Source organism: Pedobacter sp. (genome assembly GCF_041645105.1).
Taxonomy (GTDB): domain Bacteria; phylum Bacteroidota; class Bacteroidia; order Sphingobacteriales; family Sphingobacteriaceae; genus Pedobacter.
Map to the genome: position 1 here is coordinate 671,322 of NZ_JBAZQQ010000001.1, position 24,369 is coordinate 695,690.

Genomic DNA, 24,369 nt, shown 5'->3' on the forward strand with positions numbered 1-24,369 from the left:
CTTAGAAAGTTTAGTGGATTAAAATGTCAATTGAACTCCTGCCAGTACACGCTTATTTTGCGGATACAACATTCTGTCTACACCTGTATCCAGAGCACTAAAAGTTCCAACTTCAGGATCTAGTCCGGAGTACTTTGTTATAGTAAACAAGTTTTGTCCGCTCAAATAAACTCTAAGTTTTGATACTTTTATTTTCTTTAACAAATCTTGAGGGATAGAGTAGCCTAGTTGGACAAGTTTCAACCTTAAATAAGATCCGTTTTCAAGAAATCTAGTTGATTCACGTACATTTCTGTTGGGGTCTCCCAATACTGCACGCGGCATACTAGTGTTAGTATTTTGCGGGGTCCAGGCCGACAATGTACTGTTTAAGAAGTTTCTTCCAGCATCCATTCCTTCCAGCTCAAAACGGTTTCCATTATAAAGTTTATTTCCACCTACACCTTGCCAGAAAAGTGATAAGTCGAAATTCTTAAAAGAAACACCCATATTTAAGCTGTACTCATACTTTGCAAAACCAGATCCCTGGTATGTTTTATCGTCCTCATCAATAACACCGTCGCCATTTGCATCTCTGAAACGTATATCACCAGCACGGGCATCCGGTTGCAATGCATCTCCCGAAGCGTTTTTATAGTTAGCAGCTTCGGCATCAGTCTGAAACAACCCATCTGCTTCATATAAATAAAATGCACCGATCTCCTTCCCAACAATCGTTTGAGTAGGAATATGATCAGTTCCAAACCTTAAACCTGTTCCATATAATACCTGATCTGCATTCGCCAGACTTAGCACCCTATTTTTCAACAAACTAAAAGCGCCCCCCAAATCGAAGCGCCAGTCATTCTTGTCGAATTTATAATTTGCTTCTAGTTCCAGACCTTTATTTGAGATTTTTCCAACATTTAAAATAGGATCCTCCAAACCTGATGATGGCGGAACTTCCTTAGTAATTAAAAGACCATCAGTGATATTTTCATAATAATTTAATGCGCCTGATACAGAACCTCCGAACAAACCAAAATCAAGACCCAGGTTTTTAGACTTAATAGTTTCCCATTTCAGGTCTCTGTTTAATAAGGTATAACTAGCTGAGCCCGGCCATGGCGTTGCTCCGGTACCTTGTACATATCCTCCACTCCAATTGTTAACGGTTGTAATTAATGCCTGATGGTCATAATAACCTAAAGCACCTTCATTACCCAACTCTCCATAACTTGCTCTAAGTTTCAGACTATTCAACCAATCTACCTCTTTTAAAAAGCTTTCTTTATGCATATTCCAGCCGACAGAGACAGAAGGGAACACGCCATATCTTCTATCTTCACCAAATACAGAAGAACCGTCGCGACGAACGGATACCTGTAATAGATATTTGTCATCATAGGCATAGTTCAATCTGGCCAATGTAGACAGACGTACATACTTATTATTTGAACCATCTGCATTAAACGTTCCACCCAACCCTGCTCTTATGGTATTGAAATCCGGATTCGCAAATCCTCCAGGCACTTCTGTTTCTACGATTTTACCGTTTACAACAGTCCTGATAACAGTTTTTCCATCTACTGATGCACTTAAAAACCGATTGGTTTTCTCCTGTGCAGTATAGCCGGCAAGTAGCTTAAAGCTATGTTTATCAATATTCAGATCATAATTTAACAAATGCTCCATCAAACGTTCTTTGTAATTGGAACTGCGGTTATATACGTATGGATAGGCTACCAATGGATCATTTGCATTAGATCTGAACGGAGGTTTATGCTCATAATCATCTGTCTGTGCATTGATATAGCTTAAATTACTGGTAAAGCTTAATCCTTTATAGAGTTTCAGGTTAAGTTTAATGTTTCCGGACAGATACCTTGTTTTTGCATTTGCATCCATGAAGTGGTCTGTTCCAATAGGATTCTGAAATTTAGGCAAACCATCAATAGTGAGCGCATATCCATACTTTTCATTGGTATCGAAAACAGGTAATAATGGGGATTGAAAGTAACTGTCTTTTAGATTAAACTTCGCACCTTCAGTAATTGTTTCCGTATATACGATATTACTGCTCACGTTCAGAATACCTTTAGTGAAATCGTTTCTTGACTTAATTGATTTCTTATTGAAATTAGAACCGATGAAAGTTCCTTTATCATCAGTAAGGTCACCAGTAAGTGCATAGGTCAGATAATCCCCACCACCACTTAATCCTATATTATAATTTTGTGATACGCCTGATCTGTTGATCAGATCCTGCCAATTTGTATTAACGCTACTGTTTTTTGCAATGTACGCTGGAAAATCTGCTGGATCTATTTCTGCATTTGTATACATCATGTTATGCAGCTTTTTATAACCATCCGCGTCTAAAAAATCATATTTTCCAGTTGGATTAACTGAACTATAAGCAGCTGAAAAATCTATTAATGGGGCTCCTTTTTTCCCTCTTTTAGTCGTAATCAAGATTACTCCATTAGCACTATTAGATCCATAAATAGAAGCAGCAGCGCCGTCTTTCAGAACTTCTACAGAGGCTACATCATTACTGTTCAAGTAATATGGATCACCGGGAACACCATCAATAATATACAAAGGTTGATGAGAACCGAATGTTCCGATACCTCGAAGACGTACATCAGAGGACTGTCCCGGATTTCCCCCCGGACTGCTTACTGATAGTCCTGCTACCCTTCCCTGTAAAGCATTGACCGGATTACTGGAAGCGACTTCGTTCAGCTTCTCTCCACTTACAGAAGTGACTGCACTGGTTAAATTACTCCTCTTTTGAGTTCCATAACCAATAACTACCACTTCTTCAAGCCCCTGCATATCCATTAACAATTTAACTCTTATGTTACTTTGATTAGCGGGGATTTCCTGGCTTTTAAAGCCTATAGCAGAAAAGACAAGTATGTCATTTGCTGAGGCTTTGATTACAAAATTTCCTGCAACATCAGATACTGTTGATGTCGTGCTTCCTTTTATTTTAATATTGATACCGGGAATAGGCTGATCTATTTCATTTACCACTTGTCCTTTGACCTGATTACCCTGAGCAAAGCTTTCGCTTGCATTAAACAATAAGAGCAGCCCAAAAAGAAAGTGAACTGGCCATCGTAAATTTTTAATCATAATATTTGGTTTAAAGTTGATTAATTTCAGACCTGGCGATCTGGTTGGTTACTCAAACCTAATATTAACCTACGAAAGAAACGATCTTTCACACCCCTACATCATATGTAATTTACCCCTACACCACCTCTACAAATGGTTTTAACATTACTTAAAAGGCCTTTAAAAAATCATTAAGGCTATCGTTGGTCGACAATCCAAAATGTTTTCGTAATCGATACCGGGCCATCTCTACAGACTTGTCTGAAATGTTATTTAATGACGCGATTTCCTTTATAGAGAGATTTAGTCTGATTTGGGCGCATAGTCTTCTCTCATTTTGAGTAAGCTTTGGGAACTTTTGTTGAAGATTGTAAAAGAAATCCTGGTATTTAGTTTCAATTTGTAAATTGAAATCTTCAATATATTTCTCGCTATTCATATCATACCGGAATTTATTGATCAATTTATGCAGTCGTGGAATAAGATCCAGGCCACCACCTTTTTCAAGCACGATCAGCTCTTCTATAAAATTACTGATGACCTCGTTCTTATGAGTCATGTACATAGAGTAATTTTTTAGTTCACTATGGTTAAATTCAAGCTTATTACTTAGCAACTGCTGTTTCATTTCTGATAATTCTGCATTTTTCTTTTGTCTGCTCCGTAATTTATTGAATAGAAGAAAGCCTATGATAATTAACAATACGACAATGATGGCTAAGGTATTACGTTGATAAGACTTCAAACTCTTTTCGAGGTTCAGCTCTTTTATTTGCTGTTCCTTTTCTTGCGTTTCACGTTTCATTGTAAGTGTAAGCAAGGCATTAATCTTGTTCTGAGATAAAAGATCCTCCTTTACACTATTGTATTTCTGGATGTATTCATAAGCATGTTTATAATCACCCCGAACCTGATACAATTGGGAGAAAATTTTATAATAATCCAACAGATTCTCTTTTTTAGAATTGGAAGTTGACTTTTCGATATATCCAAATGCTTTATTAAGAGAAACTTCCGCTTCCTGATAACGACCAAGCCTTACAAAAGAATAGGACATCTGATTTTGTATTTCTGCAAGAGAAAGTAACTCTCTTGTTGAATGCTTCAACGCTAATTGAAAATATCGGATAGCCTGCTTATAATCACTGGCATTATTACTGCTTATTCCAAGATTGTTATAAGCAGCACTAATTAACTGCTCTTTATTAAACTTTTTTGCAAGAACCAAAACCTGATTAAAATATTCAGCTGCTTTTTTGAATTCATTCATCAGCTGATAGGTTAAACCGATTCCATTTAAGGAAACTGACGCTTTCTCTTCATACCCGGCTTTTTTATATAGATTATAAGCCATAGTATGATACTTTAAGGAAAGCTCTGCATTTCCTACATCATAATAGGTCCAACCTAAAACGGTATAAGTTGATCCAATTTGTTCTACAGTACCCTTTCCTTTATAAATTTCCAGTGCATTGAAACCATATTCAAGAGCAAGCTCATAAATATCATTATATAAATACCCTTCTGCCAGAATAACCAAAGCTTCTGCTTGTTGTATTTTTAGTTTATTTTCAAAGGCCATCAAATATGCTTTATAAGCATATGCAATGGCCTGATTTGTAGCATCTCTATTTAGTCTCTTCGCTGTTTTATTCAAAGAAACTATCTTTTCAATTATAGAATCTTGCTTGATCCCGGGATCAGAGGACGAAGTTGAGGATCCAAAACAAATTGTATAAAAAAAGAAAGCGGAGAGGAAACAACTTATTTTTAGCATTTACGGTTAATTTTCTTGCGTTGAAATGCAAGGTAAATAAACTAAATATAGTTATTTAGCCATATTTCTATTTTTCTTTCTTTAGATTTCTAAAATTTTTAATACGATGAAAAGTTAAATAATTGCTATTATGGTAATCATTAGCACCACCGGCACCATCATCAAAAGCAGTTCTGGACAAGGCAATAATATCATTACCATCTATTAACCAATTTGCATATTGAAAGCCATGGTGATCATAATCTTCATTTTGAATGATGAAGCTGTTTACAGCCCAATTTTTAAGGTCAGCAGAAGAGCATAATGCTAAGGTATTACGAATTCTATCCAGTTGCTTAATCCCTCTATATTTTTCAGGAACATAGTTAGCTAGTGTCCAATATTTTTTTGACTTCTTATCATACCGGATACTAAACTTTTTACTGCCTCCTGGAAATTCTATAAACCCATTGATCGGATCAAAAGAAGCTACTTTACCATCAGCACTAACTTGAGTAACCGCCGCATATTCTTTATGTTGATCCAGGGTATGGACCCTTAATATATTCAAGAGTTCTCCCTTAGGTCCGACAACACTATTACCCTCCAACCAGCCCATAAACTGACGATCCAGATAAGCACTGTCTGGCTCTAGCAAGTTAGTTTTTGTCCAGTTCTTAGCCTGTAACAAGTCTTTAACTTTTTCTATAGAGATTGTCAATGCTTTATAAGTACCGGGCCATTTTTTTGGAGAACTCGAATCTTCTAGTGACCTCCATAAACGGCCATTATGGTCAGCAATTGGAGTTGGTGCGGCATGATATTTACCCTTTAAAATTAGGCCGTTATTCTCATCTGTTGGGCTGGTCCATGTATAACCTCCATCAGTTGATTTCCTGATCACAAAATTCCCATTAGCTTTTATGGGGCCAATAAAATAGACGGCTCCCTGATGTACAAAAAGCTCTGACCAAAACTGATCTAAATGTGCTATATCTTTCCAGGTCTTTCCTTTATCATCAGAACGATAAATGACAGATTGATTTTCTCCGGTTTGCTTTCCAAAAAAATCATGACTTGCCAGGTAACTGCCATTAGACAATATACATAGACCAGGAGAGCCTATATATGATTTGCCTGCAGCATTCTTATACGCCACAATTGTTCCCGGAACCTTATTTTGTGCTACTGTTATCCCCCCGCAAAGAAGGCAGATTAACAGAGCTATGAATGGTTTTATTTGATTAGTCTTCAATGATTATCTTTATTTGTTTAATGATTTCTTTTCTACCTTCTATATTTTGATTGATTGCCTTAAAAACCACATTATAAGTCCCTGCTTTAGTAAAAGTTTTAGCATAAGATTTCGGCATCTTTTCCGCAAGGTTTTTAACCCCAATCGCCAGGTCTGGCCCCATATCAATACTTGGGGTAATGTTAATTGGTACACTTACTACCCAATCCTCTGTATTTTCTGCCGCGTAAGCTGTTCCGGCACTCTGTCTAAGCGTCATCTGACTTGCTTCTAATGAAGCTCTATTCGGCATTTTATTAGGCGTTGAAAATAAATTCCAATTAGCAATAGTATGTGTAAAAACAGATGTTTCACCAAGATCATTTGAAGCCAATAGTTTAAAGTTGCGTACTCTATTTAAATTACCTGTACCATACAGATTCTGATTTCTTACGGTATGTTTAACAGCAAGATAAATGGTTTCCGGATTTTGAAGATCCAGGTATTCAGATATATCACCAAAACCACTATTCACCCAGGCTCTATTATCGGCAGGGGTTGCCAACCTGAACTTACTGGAAACATCAATCCAGTTAGCCTGGTTAACACCATTTATCGAATAATCTTTATTGAAATCCTTAGACATTAGAATCGCAATTTGATTAGTTTGTGTGCCATCCAGCGTATGTGTCTCAAAGTTGATCAAAAATTTTGAAGTCATGATTCTCCCATCGGTGTGATCATAATCATTACCTATGGTTCCGCTAAATATCGAGATGATGTCTACATCTCCCGTAAAGTTAAAATCTACCTGTTCATTTACTTTATAGGTTGTTTTCTCTGTTGTTACATTAAATTCAGGCGACTTCACGTCATCCAATTTCTTACATGCAAATGCCGATACAATCAACATAGTACATAATATTGCTTTCTTCATTTCGATTGCTTTTAATATCCTGGGTTCTGGATTAATTTTGGATTAACGCCAATTTCATAACTCGGAATTGGCCAAAGTATATCTCTGTCTGATGCATTAGTAAAATAAGCCTGAGCCCTTACAATGCTGGAATATGCCGGTGTTACCTTTGAATCTGCCAGACTCTCTTTCATTTTTTTTGTGAGTATTCCCCATCTTACCAAATCGGCTTTTCTCATGTTCTCAAAAGCTAATTCCCGGGTTCTTTCTAATTGAATCTGCCCTAAAAAGGTTCCATGATCAAGTCCGGTTAAATCACATATAGTATTTGGTGTAAATTGATTGCCCCCGTATCCTCTTCTTCTCACCCTATTTATTGCATCATAAGCATCCTGAGTTGGTCCATCATTAATTTCATTCTCGGCTTCAGCAAACATCAGCAATACATCCGAAAAGCGAATTATTGGATAATTTTGCGGAGTACGACTGGCATGTTTTGGTTTAAGAATTTCAGACTCCCTCCGAAACTTTCCAATAAATTTATTAAAATGATATCCCGCTGCAACATTAGTCGGCGTAGCAGGATTCCCAGAACTATAAGTAAATGGTGATATAGCCCAATCTCTTCTTAAATCCCCTGTTTCGAAAGCTTTATTGACATATGCAGTAGTCTGCAAATAAGCAAAAGCTTGTCCTTTATCAGTATCATCGCCATTCTGGATACCATTTACAGATCCAACAAAACCACCCAAATTAGCATAAATACCTATTCCATTACCAAAAAACTCCAATTCGAAAATACTTTCTCCTATGTCATATTTATCTGTAGCATAATTTACAAATACTTGCTGATAACTAGGATTAAGTGTATGAACTGAAACTCTCATTACTTTCTTTGCCCATTTTCTGGCTTCCTGATATTGCGTTTTATCATTTAAAGGATTACCGGCCATATACAAACATACCCTGGCCAACATGCCATAAACTGCCGATTTGCTTACTCTACCTCCATTGCCTATAGCAGTAATATCCTGTACCAGTTCCGAGGAGGTAGTCATATCTGTTACAATCTGTTGATATACAATTTTCGCATCAGTTCTAGGAACTTGTAAACCTTCGATATCAGAATTTTCTATAGACTTTAGTATTAATGGGACTCCTCCAAAATTTGATACTAGTTGAAAATAAAAATAAGCTCTGAGAAATAGGGTTTCACCTTTAATAATATCTCTCTTGTTCTGGGGTACACTTGTCGCTTTATCTATATTAGCGAGCAGTTTATTTGCCCTTTCTATTCCCGCATAATAGTCTCTCCAAAAATTTAAAATTTTAGTGTCGTTTGGAGAGGTCGCATAGTCGGCTACATCATTTTGGTCCCTGTAATTATAGACCTCATCTGCGTCTAGCCCCATGCGTCCCAAATTATTCAAGAATGTTCCTCCTTTAATAAAGGTAGAATACACTCCTGTTAAAGCCGTTTGTAACTCAGCTTCTGTATTATAATATTGCTCCGGGGCTAGTGAGTCTTTAGGTTCTACATCTAAAAAGCCACTGCATGAGCTTAAGCTTATCGTAATTATTGCTGTTAAGATCTTAATGTATTTCATTGCTTTTCAAATTAAAAAGATGTTTTAAACCCTAATGTGAATATTTTCATACGTGGATAGGATGAGTAATCCAATCCCGGAGTTAATGCACTATTACGTGTAGAAACCTCCGGATCCATTCCTGAGTAATTCGTCCAGGTAAATAGATTTTGAGCAGAGGCATATATACTTATATCTTCTACTTTAAGTTTTTTAGTAAGCACAGATGGGAGCGAATAAGATAATGCTACTGTTTTAAGACGTAAGTAAGAACCATCTTCAAGTGTTCTGGAGCTATAATAACCACTTGGTCCTTGTCCTTTTGCCCTCGGAATATTACTATTCTGATTCTCGAAAGTCCAACGGTTTGCATAAGTTGCAAATTGGTTTAGAGCAGACCTACTGGCATCATTTCCTTCGAGATAAATGCGGTTTGCATTCATCACATCATTACCGTAAGACCATTGGAAGAAAACATTCAGACTAAATGATTTGTAAGAAAAATTATTATTAAAGCCTCCGGTATGAATGGGTAAACCCCGGCCAATAATTACATTATCCTGTAGGTTTACAATACCATCACCATTAACATCAACATATTTAATGTCTCCGGGGTTGATAACTGAACTCCCATTAGTAGGAATTCCCTTTTTTAAGGTATACGATCTGGCATTGTGTTGTATAGAAGGATCACTATTATTTTGCCATGTAAAATCATCAATCTGATACAAGCCATCAAACATTAATCCATAGAATTGTGCAATAGGCCCGCCCAACTGGGCAATAAAAAGATTGGTTTGACCATGGTTGCCCCAACTTACTGTATTCAATAACCTTGTCTCATCTTCTGCTAATGCAAGGATCTTATTTCTATTGAAGCTGATGTTGAAATCAGATTCCCATCTAAAAGATTTACCATCTATATTTATAGTGGAAAGGCTAAATTCGAAGCCTTGATTGCTCACTTTTCCTATATTTTTGAAAATATTAGAATATCCACTGCTATAGGGAACATTAGCTTTAAGCAATAAGTCTCTGGTGGTTTTTTTATACCAATCAACAGTAAGGTTAACTCTATTTTTAAATAATGATAAATCTATACCTAAATCAACTTGTTCTGTGGTTTCCCATTTTAGATTCTTATTACCAAAAGTATTTAGTTGTATACCTTGACTAACTGAATTTCCAAAAGAATAATAGGCGGTATACGGTAAACCCATTTCTGAGAAAATCGCATAATTACCGATTCTATTATTACCGGTAAGACCATAGCTGGTTCTTAATTTAGCATCGCTAATAAAACTTAAGCTATTCATAAATTTCTCATTTTTCAATTTCCATGCAAATGCAGCAGAAGGAAAATAGCTCCATCGGTTTTCCTTAGCAAACTTGCTCGATCCATCGGACCTAAGTGATGCAGTAAGCAAGTATTTATCATTTAATGAATAATCTACACGTCCCAGGTAAGACATTAAGTAATTTTCTGAGATCGTAGCTGTATTGGCTCCGGGCGTTCCCTCATCAATACCATAAAGACCGAGCAGTTCATTTGGAACATACTCTCCAGACAATCCAAATCTTTTAAAGATATCACCTTGTATAGTCCAGCCAATTAAACCTGTTAAAGACTGACCCTTTTTTAGTTTAGGTCTATAGGTAAGTGTATTTTCATTAACCCAGGTTTTATAATTTGTAAACCTAATACCGCCATTAACTCCTTTGGTATTTGCTGTAGATAGCGAGCTACCCCTTGAGGTTAAAGCATTGTAAAAGCTACTTTCTTCTAAGGTTCTGGAATTGAGTCCCCCCTTAACTTTGAGGGTAAGATTAGGTAAAATTTTATACCAAGCGTTGCCATTAAAATTAAAATTCTCGTTACTTCTATCATTTACAGAATTGCTGTAATCGATAATGGGATTGAAACGGGCGTCATTTCCATCACTGTCAATAAACTCATTTTCGAGGTCCATAGTACTTCCGTAAGCGTTCAACGGGCGATATCCCCAAACCCTGTAAAGTAAAAAGCTGGCATAAGGTTGAGTTCCTGAAGTATTAGTAGAAGCTAAATCACCATAGCTTTTATCCTTGGCATAATTAATCTGAAGGTTAAAACTTAGCTTTTTATTTGCATTATGATTGAAATAAGCCCTGCCTTGATAACGATTAAATCCAGAATTAATAATTGCACCTTGATGATCAGTAATATTACCGGAAATAGAAAATTTAGTTGAAGTATTACCACCATTTATGGCCAGACTATGGTTTTGTACTAATCCATCCCTGAATAATTTATCCTGCCAATCTATGCCCTTAACATCTTTATAATATTCAGAAGTTATACCATCCTTTAAAAAAGCCTTTTCTGCATAAACCGGATCAAACTCTGCCTGATATTTTACAAACTCATAAGGGCTCATCAGATCCATCTTTTCCGTTACCTTTTGTATTCCAAAATTCGCATCATAGGAAAAGGTAGTCTTACCAACTTTACCATCCTTTGTTTCAATAACTACGACTCCATTGGCTCCGCGTGAGCCATAAATTGCCGTTGCCGAAGCATCTTTTAAGATATTGATAGATTTAATATCCTGAGCATTTATGGATGCCAGACTAGGATCTTCCATCGGGAAGCCATCAATTACATACAGCGGTGAGTTACTCTGCGTAAGAGAATTCCCTCCTCTGATTACAATGTTTGAGGGGCTACCTGGCTGACCTTCGTTACTGGTTACCTGTACACCAGCGACACGACCTGCAAGAGCCTGATCAAAAGTAGCAACAGGTGCCTTTTGTATATCCTTTACTTTCACCTCTGCAACAGACCCCGTTAAATCACTTCTTTTAACCTCTCCATATCCAATGATCACCACTTCATCTAAGGCACTTGTGCTCGGTTTAAGCCTAATCGGATCATTATTAACATTTGCCACAGGTACATCGATGGGACTATAGCCGACATACATAAAAGTTAAAACATCAGATTTTGACACGCGTATAGAAAAATTACCATTTCTATCAGTTACCGACATTCGATTCTTTTCACTTTTAACGACTATTGAAACCCCGATAAGAGTTTCATTTGTCTCTGAGTCAGCCACTTTCCCTTTAAGCAGGTAAGTGCTTTCTTGTTTATTTGCTGGAATAGCTGGAGTGGGTTTATTATTGAGTACGATTACTTTATCTCTGCGTATCTCATACCCGATATTTTTACCTTTCAATAAGGTATTTAAAACAGTACCCAAACTGGTATTTTTCAAATCAATGCTTACTTTTTCTTTATCGTTTAAAAGTTGATTGTTGTAAAACACAGTAAGACCTGTTTGTTTTTTAATTTGTAGAAAGGCCTGGGCTAAGGTAATGTTTGTCCCCTTTACGTTTAATTTTACATCCTCTCCTTTATCTTGCCCAAAAGCTCCTGCATTAATAAAGCATGCTAAATAAGAGTAAACAAGAGCAAATTTGAAGAAGTGGCCCATTGGGCTCGTGCTAATAAGTTTCATTTTTCCCATCGGAAACTGGATTATTTGATTTAATATAAATACCTATTGAGGGTCAATTAGAGTGAGTATTTTAAAATTTAAAAGTGAATTGTTCTTTACCAATCCTGAGATAACTGATATGTAGACTGGTTTTATTTTGCAGCGGTATGGAGTATCTATTGTATCCTTTATTAAGTAGAACTTTTTGCTTGCTAATGATTTTTCCGTAAATATCACGAATTATAAGTTCTCCTTCCGGAACATTAGACTGATCCCAAAAGAAGACCACTTCTGCATTACCATTCTCTGCATTTCGGTAAGCCGTTAGCTTTTTCTTGTTTAAAGTTTTGTTACCTATTGAAGGGCTTTCATTTGCCTTAATAGCTGACAACAAAGTTGCGGGTGTATAATCTGCATAATTCTCAAGCCGACCAAAAGTAATGAAGTTTGAATCATGGCTTCTTGGTACGCCATCGCCATAAGCTGTTCTGGAAAGATAGATGATAGTGTTACCGTCGAATTGCCAGTCAGGATATTGAAAGCCTGTCAGTTCAATTGATTTTGTAGCACTAAGATTTTGATCATCCTCCATCAAGGTTTTAGCCAGATGCCAGTTATTAAGATCAGTAGAAGCATATAATGCCATTACGTTACGTTGATTGGATTCCACTCCGTTGGTATTGTCATTAAGCATTGCCCAATAGATATTCGTTGATGTATCTTTTCTGATTACGAATTTGCAGGAACCACCAGGAAAAGTAAAGAAATTACTGGGAGAGAAGGTTGCTATCTGTCCGCTATTAGTGATTTCTATTTTGCCTGACCTATCGAAAAAAGGTGTGGAGTTTACCCTTAGTATATCCCATATTTTCCCATCTGGTCCTTCTACCATATTACCTTCCACCCATCCAGTTGTACTAGCAGAACCCGCAGGATCCCAGGCACTGTTAAAGGCTATTTCATTACTTTTTGTCCACTTTGTAGCATCTAGCAGATCGTCATTTTCATCAATAGATATGGTAAATGCTTTATATCCTCTGTATCCTACTAAAGTATTGTCCTCTAAATTCTCGAAAGCACGATAAAGTCTGCCTCCAGATTTTAGTACTGGCGTAGGTGCTCCATGATATCTAGGCGCTGCACCTGAAGCACCTTCATTAAACAATAAACCTGTGGATGAAGAAACTGGCTGTGTCCAGGTAAGTCCGCCATCTGTAGTTTTGCGAATAGCTATACTAGCCATTGCAGCACTGGTTCCAATTAAGTAAACCGCCCCCTTATGTTCAAAAAGATTTGCCCAATACATCCCGGAAATATTAGAAACAAGCGACCAAGTTAATCCATTGTCAGTTGATTTATAGATGCTCGTATAATTTGATCTTCCTTGCGCATCACGAGGCCGGTTTGGGCCAAAATAATCATGCGCAACCAAAAGAGTTCCATTTGCCAGTTTTAGAATAGTCGGACTACCTACATAAATATTGCTTGCAGGTGGCTGGTATTTGACAACACTCAGCCATTGAGATGGTGCTTCCGCAGCATTACCAGTAAGCTCTATATCATCAAAATCTATAATAGCATTAGGAGCACCAGAAGGATAAACAAACTTAAATTTATTAATGCTTGTTCCGGCAGTAGTCGCAGCACCTTCATTAATTACCTGCTCATTTCCTACCCAAAGATCAAACTTATCATCGGCTACCATTGCCTTTTTGCCATTTGGTGTTGTATATATTTTGGGAATAGTATCACCGGTATTATTGATATAAAGAGTAACAATCTGCTCACCTGTATATTCTTTGCTATTGATAGAGAACTTGGCTTGCGACGATGAAACTAAAAGTTTAATGTTAAACTTTGTGTGAATACTGGCAGTTACAGGTGCTGTGACCTGACTAGGATTTGAAAAGCCAACATCTGTTCCATCACCCAGATAAAATGTAGCATCATAATTTTGATTATCATTCACTGTGGCTGGGACAGAAACATTAAGTTTAAACTGCATTTTCACAAAGTTGGGAGCGCTACCCGCTAAAATGGTACTTCGAACAAAAAAAGCCGAAGAAGCTCCATTTTTAGAAAACCTTAAGGCATTGTTTGTGATGGTTGATGGAGCATTGCCGAAATTACTGATACCATCTAATAAGTTAGCTGAAGAACCTATATATGCTGTTCTATTAGTAGAAGAATTAAAGTCTTGTTTGAAAATCTGCCCTTCCGCATAGCTAGTATACAGGGCAAGAAAAGCTAGTAAAATTTTTCTCATTGCTTGTTTAGATTTGGTTATTACTACAACTACACAAGCGGGTTGAAATCGGGTGACAGAGAAATAAAAAAAATTATTTTAGAATAAGTTTATTACCTATTAACTGATATTGAATATTACTTGAAGTTTCCAGATCTTTTAAAAATCCAGTAAGCTGATCCTTTTCCAACATCCCTGATAAACGGAGTTCCTCCAATTTAGGACTTTCAACAATTACGTTAAGACCAAACCAGCGATTAATCACCTCGGAAAGTTCTTCTATTCTTGCATTTTGAAAATAATACGTTCCATTTATCCAGCTAAGCACGAACTCTTTATCAAAATCATTTTTAGAAAACCCTGAAGAAGAATCATAGACCCCTTGTTCTCCCGGCATTAATTTCATAGAAGTATGACGGCCTGCACTAAGCATTACAGCTCCTTCTACCAACGAAGTTTTAGTTTTAACACCATCATAAGTATTCACATTAAACTTAGTCCCCAACACCCTGATATCAGATTGTTTAGTATGTACAATAAATGGTCTAGAACTATCTTTTGCTACTTCCAGAAAGGCCTCCCCTTCTAAATAAACTTCACGGGTCTTTCCATTAAAACGAATTGGGAACCGGAGCTTTGAAACAGAGTTTAGTCTGACTTTTGTGCCATCAGATAAAGTAACCTGATAATCTTGTTTGGCAGGAACGGAGAGTGTAGTAAACAGATCATTTTGAGCTCCTTCTATACCCTCTAAGCCTTTGTTAGAGGTGCGAAGCTTGATCCCTCCATAATTAAGTTGTTGATTTTTTTCTTCTTTATTTAGCGTGATTACCTCTCCGTTTTCTAATTGGAGTTGTATTTGATTAGCATCAGCGGTTGTCTTGTTTTGAGCCAACGGTTCTATTTTGTTGCTATAATTTTCTAACCCAAACCAAAGAAATAAACCAGCGATAATTAATATACTGGCTGCAGCGGCATATATTCTGAAGCTGTTTTTCTTTTTTTGTGCTTGTTGTACCCGATTTTTTAAAGCTTCTAAATCTGACTCCGGATCAATGGCTGTCATGAACTTCTCTGCACCTAAAAATGCACTTTGCTCTTCCAACTCATCCCAAAAGGTTTGATTAGTTATATCAGCCTTTAATATTTTTTGCAAATGGATCTCGTCTGCCGGACTTAATGTGCCAGTCAGTTTCTCCATATATAATTGACGAATATAGTCTTGATCAGTTATCATTAATATTAATACACCAAAAGGGCTATTTTAGGTTAGTTTTTTTAAAATAAATTTAATGTTTCCCGTAAACTTTTGAGTCCGGTCTTCAAATGTGTTTTCAGAGAATTGATACTAATCCCCATTATATCCGCGGCCTCCTTATATTTCTTATCCTGAAGGTAAACCAGTTTTAAAGCTTCTTTCCTCTGTTTAGATAAATCATTAAGTGCCCCGTCTAATTTAGTGTATATTCTATCAGTATGGTTATTCTCCTGTTGTTCATCATTATTATTAAATAGGAAATCGGTCAACTTCTCTTGTCTTTTCGATTGGGTTTCTTGCTGTCGTATATAGTTTAAACACTTATTTTGCACTGAGCGAAATAGATAACCTTTAATGTCGCCATTTAAGCGCATGTATATATTCTTCTCCCACATTTCTAGAAAAAAAGCTTGCACAAGGTCTTTGGCTTCTTGCTCGTCGCGCAAATAGAAATAGGCGTTAACACAAAGTAGCTTATAGTATTTTAAAAAAATAGCATCATAAGCTTTTGTGTCACCCGTCTTTAATTGTTGTAACAATTGCTGGTCAGACTGAATGTTCATATCACTATGGGTAATAGGTATTCAAGGCAAATTTGGTTGTTTTTACTTCAAGCGATATCAAATATATAATGCAAACAGGACTGTTCTCTTACTTTTTTTGTCCTTTTTATATAATATATTATCATGATTTAATATTACCAAAATAATAGAACTTTCAGTACATCAATTGAAATTTAAATAGTTTAGGTTGCGGAAAAAGTAAAATAATCAATATAAGTTCCCATTTTTGGGGAAATTTCGAGTTACCGTTTAACAAATACCAAAAATATTGAAATCAACTCCCGAAAAACCTGAAGAGCAGAAACTCAAAAGAGGTTTACAGAACAGACATATTCAATTGATTGCCCTTGGTGGCGCCATAGGAACCGGGCTATTTCTAGGTATTGGTCCCGCAGCAGTATTGGCAGGTCCTTCTGTAATTCTGGGTTACACACTTGCCGGTATTATTGCCTTTTTTATCATGCGTCAGTTAGGTGAGATGGTAGTCGAAGAACCGGTTTCGGGTAGTTTCAGCCATTTTGCTAATAAATACTGGGGGCATTTTGCCGGGTTTGCTTCAGGCTGGAATTATTGGGTATTATACATCCTGGTAAGTATGTCGGAGTTGACTGCAATCGGCATTTATGTGCATTTTTGGTGGCCTGAAATTCCACTATGGTCATCAAGCCTTTTCTTCTTTATAGTCATAAATGCCTTAAACCTCACTTCCGTAAAAGTATACGGCGAGGTAGAGTTCTGGTTTTCAATTATAAAGGTTATCGCTATTATTGCTATGATCATTTTTGGTATCTATTTGCTTTTTAGCGGTCACGGAGGAGAGCAAGCGACGATTCAAAATCTATGGAATGATGGAGGTTTTTTTGCTAAAGGATGGTTTAGCGCCGATGGAAAAGGAGGTTTTCAAGGATTGTTTGCCGCAATTGCACTCATCATGTTTTCATTTGGCGGACTAGAATTAATTGGGATAACTGCAGCAGAGGCAGATCAGCCAGAGAAAACAATACCGAAGGCCACTAATCAGGTGATTTACAGGATTTTGATTTTTTATGTAGGTGCGCTTGTCATCCTGTTTTCTTTATCTCCCTGGAAAAACATTACTACCGATAGTAGTCCTTTTGTAATGGTTTTTGAGAGTTTAAAGGGTTTTCAATTTAGCTTTTTAGGCAAAACCATTTACTTTACAAGTGTGATTGCTAACGCCCTTAATCTTATAGTACTAACGGCAGCGTTGTCTGTTTACAACAGCTGTGTTTACAGTAACAGCAGGATGTTATACGGATTGGCAGAACAAGGGAATGCGCCATCTTTTTTATCGAAGCTGAATAAAAACTCGGCACCTATAAATGCAATTCTAATATCAAGTTTGTTTGCTGCAATATGTATTATCATTAACAAAATTATGCCAGAAAAGGCATTGGAGATTTTGATGTCATTAGTGGTATCATCACTGATTATTAATTGGTTAATGATCAGTATTACCCATTTAAAATTTAGAAGAAGTAAAGATGCAGATCAGATAAAAACCAAATTCCCTTCTTTTATCTATCCATTATCGAATTATATATGCCTTGTATTTTTAATAGGCATTTTAGTAATTATGTGGATAACAGGCTTGAAAATATCAGTTGAACTGATTCCTGGATGGATTTTATTATTGTACATCTGCTATGTGCTGGTTAACCGAAGCAAAAACAATAAAGCGATTAAGTAAAACAAGTGCTTTACTTAATCGCTTTAAAGATTTATTTGCAATCCGTTCCTGCTTATTGCCAGCCCGGGTTCTGTTTCAAAACTGTAGGGTTTAATACAATTTCACTTTGAGGAATTGAATTTAAGTAATCGCGTCCTAGCACAAATCCATAACCAGTAGGAGCGATATTTTTGTATGGGTCAAGAAAGCCATTATTATCAACTGGGAAGGTATTGCTGGTAAATTGAGCAGCAAAAAGTCCTTTGGGTCTTTTACCATAAATCAGCTCGTCAGCAGCAGCCCAGCGCTGGATGTCAAAAAACCTGAACCCTTCCAATGAAAGCTCAACCCTACGTTCCCGTCTGATTTCATTGATCAGGGGTGAAAGCGTTGGAAAATCCCATGCTGGGTCAGCGGTGATACTGGCAATGTCTAAATTTGGCATACCCACTCGGTCTCTAAGCTTTTTAATCGTATTGTTGATGTCATCTTGAGTAATTGTACCTAATTCTGCTTTCGCCTCTGCATAATTCAGTAATACTTCTGCATACCTGTAAACAATCGAAGGAGTTTCTTCATACTGCTGAAGATGAAAAATCATGTTTGGATTGTATCCTTTCAATACAATATATCCGGTAGGTGCATTATAATCCCCTCCTGAATTGAGCTTGTCATAAACTTCTTTGTAGTATTTATTCGCTGCTCCCTCTGTAATCTTCCAAACCTCATCTGGCGAAGCAATGGTTTGAAAAAAGCGCGGGTCACGGTTCTGTCCTTCAATTTTTATGGTAGAGTAACCATTAAAAAGTGGGCTTACTGTTATTGGTTTCCCATCAGTACACAAATAAGAATCGGCGAGTTGTTTGGTAATGGTATTTCCTGTAGGCAATTCCATTCTGAAATTTCTATCATTTACGAATGCCGCATCCCCCCTCGTTAACCCGTTATCGTACTTCTTCCAAAACATGACTTCCCTATTGGAAGCGTAGTCTCGCAGAGAGAACAGATCTTTATAATCTGTAGCTGGCTTACCAGTTGTATAAACATCATATATTTTGGAATCCATAATTTTCCCCGCAGCTTCCACAGCCTTATTAAAGTATTTATTAGGATTAGAATTAGCTACGGCAAAAGGACCTCCATTATGATACTTTTCCCATGACCCCTCATATAATGCAACCCTACTCTGCATCAGTAAAGCCATCCATTTATTTACCCTTGCAGCACCTGTAGTTTTATCTGCAGTGAGATACTTCGCAGCAGAATCCAATGATGATATAATATTATCTGCAACAATGTTACGGGGATCTCTTGCTTTGTAAAGCTCAGGAGAATCGGTAAAGAGTTCAGTTGTAATCCATTGCATATCTCCGTAGCTTTGCATAAGAATAAAATAGTTCACTGCTCTAAAGAAGTAAGCTTCTCCCAGATACTGTTTGTACTGATCTAAAGTGTAACCTTTTTCAACTCTTTTATAGTTGTCAAAAAAGTAATTTACATTTCTTACACTGCTAAAATTTATAGTTCCAGTGGTGGTCAATAACCTTGACCCCTCTAACCGCTGGTCAATACTTAACCTGATTTCATTATCGGTACCGAAATCACTTCCATAATTACCATATATTGGGAACGTGGTATTCGTGTAGAATTGATTGAGATAAGTCTTAAGCTCGTCAGGAGTCTTAAAATAATCCTTGGCGAGTACTTGGTCTAAAGGCTTTAAATTTAAAAAATCCTTTTTGCATCCGGCTAGGGTTATACCCAATGCCATGAAACTGATAATTATTTTTAAAGATTTCATAATAGTTAGTTAAAAGGTTAAGTTAAAACCAAGGGTCAGGAATTTAGAAATCGGATAGGTTGCCTGTACAGAATTACCCGTATTGTTAGCAAATACCGTTTCAGGATCAAGCGTCTTAGGTAAACTGGTAAATGTCAACAGATTTTCTCCGGAAACAAAAACCCTGGCTTTTTGCATGAACACTTTATTTGCAAATTTATGAGGCAATGTATAGCCTATCGTAACATTTTTTAACCTCATGTATGCCCCATTAAGTACATATCTGGATTGAACCCAGCGATTTTTATTCGTTTGTTGAGCATTAAAATAAGGCTTTGCAAAATAAGCATCTGTATTCGGTCCAAGGATATTTGTTTCATCAGCAGGCCTCCAATAATCTAATGATGGAGAATCTTTAAGGATTGAAGATGATGAGAACGCTGCAGTCAGACCGTAAAACAAACTTGAATTAGCATGAGGATAATAATCTTGTTTTGCTACACCTTGCCAGAACATATTGAAATCGAAAGCTTTCCAGTTAATACCTCCGGTAAAACCAAAATTAAATCTTGGAGAAGTATTACCGATAATTGTTAAATCTCCATGATCATTTAATGTTCTAGATCCCTCGGTAATAGCATTATCACCTATGGTAAGGTTCTTATATTTCATGTCGCCCGGCCCCCATGCGGTACCAAGCTTAGACTGATCTGGCATAGACTCTCCCGGAGTCTGAATCAGACCATCTGTCACAAAACCCCAGATCTCGCCGTAGTTTTTACCTTTATACCAGGTATCAATCAATCCTTTTTGATTGTTGTACTCTAAAATCTTCGTCTTATTGTCACCCAGGGTAAGTCTTAGGTTATAGGCAAGGTCAGCAGAAATCCGATCATTCCAACTAACAGACAATTCAAAACCTTTGGTCACCAGGGATGCATTGTTACGAGGTGGTGAAGGTGTGCCCAAAATATAAGGAAGTGTTTCTCCTGGTCCAATCATATCCTTTGTTTTCCTGTCGTACCAATCAAAGTTCAGACTAAGACGATTATTAAATAGTCCGGCATCTAAACCAAAATTCAGTGTAGTAATGGTTTCCCAGGTTAATCCTGGTATAAGCAAACCAGGGGGAAGTATATAAGGAGGCCTTTGCCCGTCAATGATCCAGTTTGTATTAGGAATACCTGTGACTCTTGACAAATAAAGATAGTTATCATCATTGTTTTGATTACCCAATGATCCATATGATCCTCTTAATTTTAAAGTATTCACATAAGGAGCTATAGGTTCCCAGAAATCTTCTTTGGAAATGTTATATCCTGCAGACGCTGATGGGAAAAAACCCCATCTCGACCCCTCTCCAAATCGCGAAGAGCCATTGTACCGTGCACTAAACTCCAACAAGAACTTCTCTTTGAAGTTATAATTCAGACGGCCAAAAACACCCTGTGTTGACCAATGATATATTTCGTCTTTTGCATCTCTCTCACCAAGTGATGTAACTATGGATGGTACTCCCTCAGTAATCAGATTTGCACCCGTTGCGTAGAGATAATAATATGTCTTTAAATCCTGCTCATACCCTGCCAATATTTTAAAATAATGATCATTAATCGTTTTTTCGTAGGAAGAGACTACGTTGAATAATGAATATGTCGGTTGTGCGAAACTAGCCTGATAACTTGAAACAGGCTTCCCGATGTTCCCGAATTTACCATCCCCAAGTTCTACCAAAACTGGCTTAGGGTTAACAGCCCCTCTGCTTGTTATAACATTATGATTATATGAAACATTCGTTTTCCAACCTTTTACAGGTTCAAACTCTCCTCCAAGTGCCAAAAGTAAATCATTGGTTTCTGTTCTGTCTCTTCCCCCATCCTGCATCATTCTTACCAATGGATTTTGTATGGTACCATTTATATTATACATAGGTGTCATTGGAGACCAGGTAATAAATTCACCAAAAGTGTGCTCTCTTAACACGGTAGTAATACCTAATGGATAGTCGGAATGGCTTTTTGCATATTTAAAGCTGGAATTCATTTTTAACCAACTCGTAATCCTGGCATCAACATTGGCGAGTAAATTATACCGGTCATACATGTCATTACCGTAGCGATACAACCCCTCATCCTTAACAAATCCACCTGCCATGTAATATTGTATATTCTCACTGCCGCCAGAAACATTAACATTATGTTTCTGATTAAATGAATAATCCCTAAACATCTGTCTTGCCCAGTCGTTGTTGGCATTACCATTTCTTCTGCCCAGAAAAACGGTATTAATCGGATTATTAGGATCATATTCAGTCGTATACGTACCTGCCAGGTAGCCTTTAATGCGTTCCATCTGTTCATTTGGATAGGTTGGAGGAAGCCCGGCATTTGCACTGGCCTGATTATAGGCAGTTGCCCAGGTCAAAGAGTTTTCCTGACTGATTCTTTTTGCCGGAGATGCAAATGACAGGTTATTGTTATATTGAACATTGACCTTTTCACCCTTTTTACCTTTTTTAGTTGTGATCAGAACCACACCAAAAGGCGCTCTTGAACCATAAATTGCTGATGCTGATGCATCCTTCAAAACAGATACACTTTCAATAGATTCCGGATCAATGTTATTGAAATCGACCTCCACACCATCAACTAAAATCAGAGGACTTGCATTTCCATTAATCGAACCGATCCCCCTGATATTCCAATTACTGGATGCTCCTGGCTCTCCTCCTCTCGAATTCATTGAAATGTTAAGATTCGGTGACGTCCCCTTCAAAAGATCCGCAACTTTTGCTGCAGGTCTGTTTGCTAATTGTTCGCCTGAAACAACATCAACCGATCCGGTAAGGTTAGTTTTCTTCTGAGTTCCATAGCCCACAACAACAACATCATCTAAGGATTTGGAATCTTCTTCCAGGCTCACATTAATAGAAGTCCGATTATTTACTGGCACCTCACGCGTTACATAACCGATATAGGTAAAAACCAATGTACCATTTCCATCAGGTAAATTAAGTGCATAACTACCATTTGCATCGGTGCTTACGGCAATTTTAGTCCCCTTTAGTTTGACACTAACACCAATCAGTGGCAGTCCGTCCTTATCTGCAACTTTTCCTGTGACCTTAAGTTGAGTTTGTTCAATTACAGGTTCCAGGTTAACCAACGCAGCCGGATCTTTAGTTACACGCTTTCCAAGCACAATCCGATCATCAAATACCTCGTATGAAATCCCATTGGCATTCAACAGTCTGTCAAGTACTGAACCTAGTTTCTGGCCACTAACGGAAAGAGAAACTTTCTGATCTATTTTGATTACATCCTTGCTGTAAACAAACTTAACATCAGCTTTTTGCTCCAATACTCTTAAGGCAACTTCTAATCTATCATCAGCAACCGATATTGTTACCGGTCTGTCCAATACAGTCTGGGCCTTAATTTCTTTGGCAAAAGAAATACCAGTGAATACGACTGCTATGATTAACTGTCTTAGTGTATTCTTCATAATTCTAGACCATGTATTATTTTTTTGTAAATTAATTTTCATAAGATCATTAGTTTTTTCTGTTAAAATGAGACAATTCAGTTAAAACTGACCAGGTAAATTCTACCCTCCTATTCCGGAGCAAAGCACTACGGATTTTAGGTTTAGAAGTAATCTTCTTGTTAATCATATTGGTTCTTTTAGTTTAGTTGTTTAAAATTATTTGGTTATCATCTATTTCATATTTCAGATTCAGGGATTTTTCCAGCATTTCCAAAATTGCAGGCAGGCTCTGATCTGTAAAATCTGCTGTTAAGGAGTAATTAAGAAGTAATTCATCTGTACTATTGATATTCATCATGAACTTTTTATTGAGTGTTTTAAGTACATCTCTAAGTGGCATATTATCAAAAGATAAGGTTGTTTTCTGCCAGATTCGTACAGGAGATTTTTTAAGCTCATCTCCCTTCTTCAAGACATTATCAGCCTTAAAAAAGGTAGCTTTCTGATCAGGCGTTAACATGATCTGAGCATCATCATCCTGTTTTTGAAGACGTACGGACACCTTTCCTGTGACCACCGAGACTTCTTCCTGAGCACCTTCAACTGACCTCACAAGAAAACTGGTTCCCCATACCCTGGTAACTATATTGTCGCTATAAATAATAAAGGGCCTGTTAGCATCAGGAGTGACTTCGAAAAATGCTTCACCATGCATATGAAGTTCCCTACTGGCTGCCAGAAATTTTCTTGGATACACAATTTTGCTGTTCGGATTCAACCATACAATGCTACTGTCTTCAAGCATCACCTTTTGAATACTTTTTGAAGTATTAAAGACAACTATTTCTTCTGACATAGATCTCAACGGAGATATAGTATCGCTACTCCTAAAGAGAAATAAGCCCAATACCAATAATACCGTTGCTGCAATTCCGGTTATCAGATAGATATTTTTCTTTGAGCTTCTATTTCTGTTGACTATTGTTTGACTTGCTTCCAAGTCGGCAGAGATATTCTTCCTGATGCGCGAAATTAAACGCTGTCTAAGCTTCTGTAATTGTTCGGGAGTTAGAAAAGCAATAATATCCTGATCCTCATCAAAAGAATTATACCACTCATGAAGTCTACGAATTTCCTGCGGGTTGCATTCATCATTCAAATACTTCTTAACTAATTTTTGTAAAACATCATCATTCATATGGAGCTTTTTCTATACTTTCAGTTTGTTGCTTACTTATATAGACAGTTTGCTCTCCCCTAACCCTTGCTCA

Annotated in this window: 13 protein-coding genes; 1 reads left to right on the forward strand and 12 read right to left on the reverse strand. The window is 37.1% G+C overall.

What is annotated here, in order from left to right; all coding sequences use genetic code 11:
• Positions 1–18: 18 nt before the first annotated feature.
• From WC623_RS02825 to WC623_RS02865, 9 genes are all read right to left on the reverse strand, one after another.
• A complete protein-coding gene (locus tag WC623_RS02825; protein ID WP_372847994.1) occupies positions 19–3,123 on the reverse strand; it encodes a SusC/RagA family TonB-linked outer membrane protein in 3,105 nt (1,034 codons plus the stop codon).
• A 151-nt stretch (positions 3,124–3,274) separates the two neighbouring features.
• Entirely contained in the window at positions 3,275–4,762 is a 1,488-nt protein-coding gene (locus WC623_RS02830; protein ID WP_372847995.1) for a tetratricopeptide repeat protein, read from the reverse strand.
• 187 nt (positions 4,763–4,949) lie between these two features.
• A complete protein-coding gene (locus WC623_RS02835; RefSeq protein ID WP_372847996.1) occupies positions 4,950–6,116 on the reverse strand; it encodes a sialidase family protein in 1,167 nt (388 codons plus the stop codon).
• Positions 6,106–7,032, reverse strand: coding sequence for a DUF5017 domain-containing protein (locus WC623_RS02840; RefSeq protein ID WP_372847997.1), 927 nt, complete (start codon positions 7,030–7,032; stop codon positions 6,106–6,108). The genes WC623_RS02835 and WC623_RS02840 overlap by 11 nt, the downstream gene beginning before the upstream one ends.
• A gap of 11 nt (positions 7,033–7,043) precedes the next feature.
• Entirely contained in the window at positions 7,044–8,618 is a 1,575-nt protein-coding gene (locus WC623_RS02845; RefSeq protein WP_372847998.1) for a RagB/SusD family nutrient uptake outer membrane protein, read from the reverse strand.
• A gap of 11 nt (positions 8,619–8,629) precedes the next feature.
• Positions 8,630–12,106 (reverse strand): TonB-dependent receptor, encoded by a 3,477-nt coding sequence (locus tag WC623_RS02850; protein WP_372847999.1) that lies wholly within the window; start codon positions 12,104–12,106, stop codon positions 8,630–8,632.
• A 61-nt stretch (positions 12,107–12,167) separates the two neighbouring features.
• On the reverse strand, positions 12,168–14,342 hold the full coding sequence (locus tag WC623_RS02855; protein ID WP_372848000.1) for a sialidase family protein: 2,175 nt from the start codon (positions 14,340–14,342) through the stop codon (positions 12,168–12,170).
• A 73-nt stretch (positions 14,343–14,415) separates the two neighbouring features.
• Positions 14,416–15,558, reverse strand: a complete 1,143-nt coding sequence (locus tag WC623_RS02860; RefSeq protein WP_372848001.1) for a FecR family protein — start codon at positions 15,556–15,558, stop codon at positions 14,416–14,418.
• Between the two features lie 41 nt (positions 15,559–15,599).
• Positions 15,600–16,142 (reverse strand): RNA polymerase sigma factor, encoded by a 543-nt coding sequence (locus tag WC623_RS02865; protein ID WP_372848002.1) that lies wholly within the window; start codon positions 16,140–16,142, stop codon positions 15,600–15,602.
• Between the two features lie 268 nt (positions 16,143–16,410).
• On the opposite strand from WC623_RS02865, the gene WC623_RS02870 reads away from it, so the two are divergent.
• Entirely contained in the window at positions 16,411–17,853 is a 1,443-nt protein-coding gene (locus tag WC623_RS02870) for an amino acid permease (RefSeq protein ID WP_372848003.1), read from the forward strand.
• Positions 17,854–17,905: 52 nt separating this feature from the next.
• Here the strand turns inward: WC623_RS02870 and WC623_RS02875 are convergent, their stop codons facing one another.
• From WC623_RS02875 to WC623_RS02885, 3 genes are all read right to left on the reverse strand, one after another.
• Positions 17,906–19,633 carry a RagB/SusD family nutrient uptake outer membrane protein gene (locus WC623_RS02875; RefSeq protein ID WP_372848004.1) on the reverse strand — a complete coding sequence of 576 codons (1,728 nt, stop codon included), beginning with the start codon at positions 19,631–19,633 and terminating at the stop codon, positions 17,906–17,908.
• Positions 19,634–19,642: 9 nt separating this feature from the next.
• Positions 19,643–23,116 carry a TonB-dependent receptor gene (locus WC623_RS02880; RefSeq protein WP_372848005.1) on the reverse strand — a complete coding sequence of 1,158 codons (3,474 nt, stop codon included), beginning with the start codon at positions 23,114–23,116 and terminating at the stop codon, positions 19,643–19,645.
• Positions 23,117–23,300: 184 nt separating this feature from the next.
• Positions 23,301–24,296 carry a FecR family protein gene (locus WC623_RS02885; RefSeq protein WP_372848006.1) on the reverse strand — a complete coding sequence of 332 codons (996 nt, stop codon included), beginning with the start codon at positions 24,294–24,296 and terminating at the stop codon, positions 23,301–23,303.
• Positions 24,297–24,369: the final 73 nt, after the last annotated feature.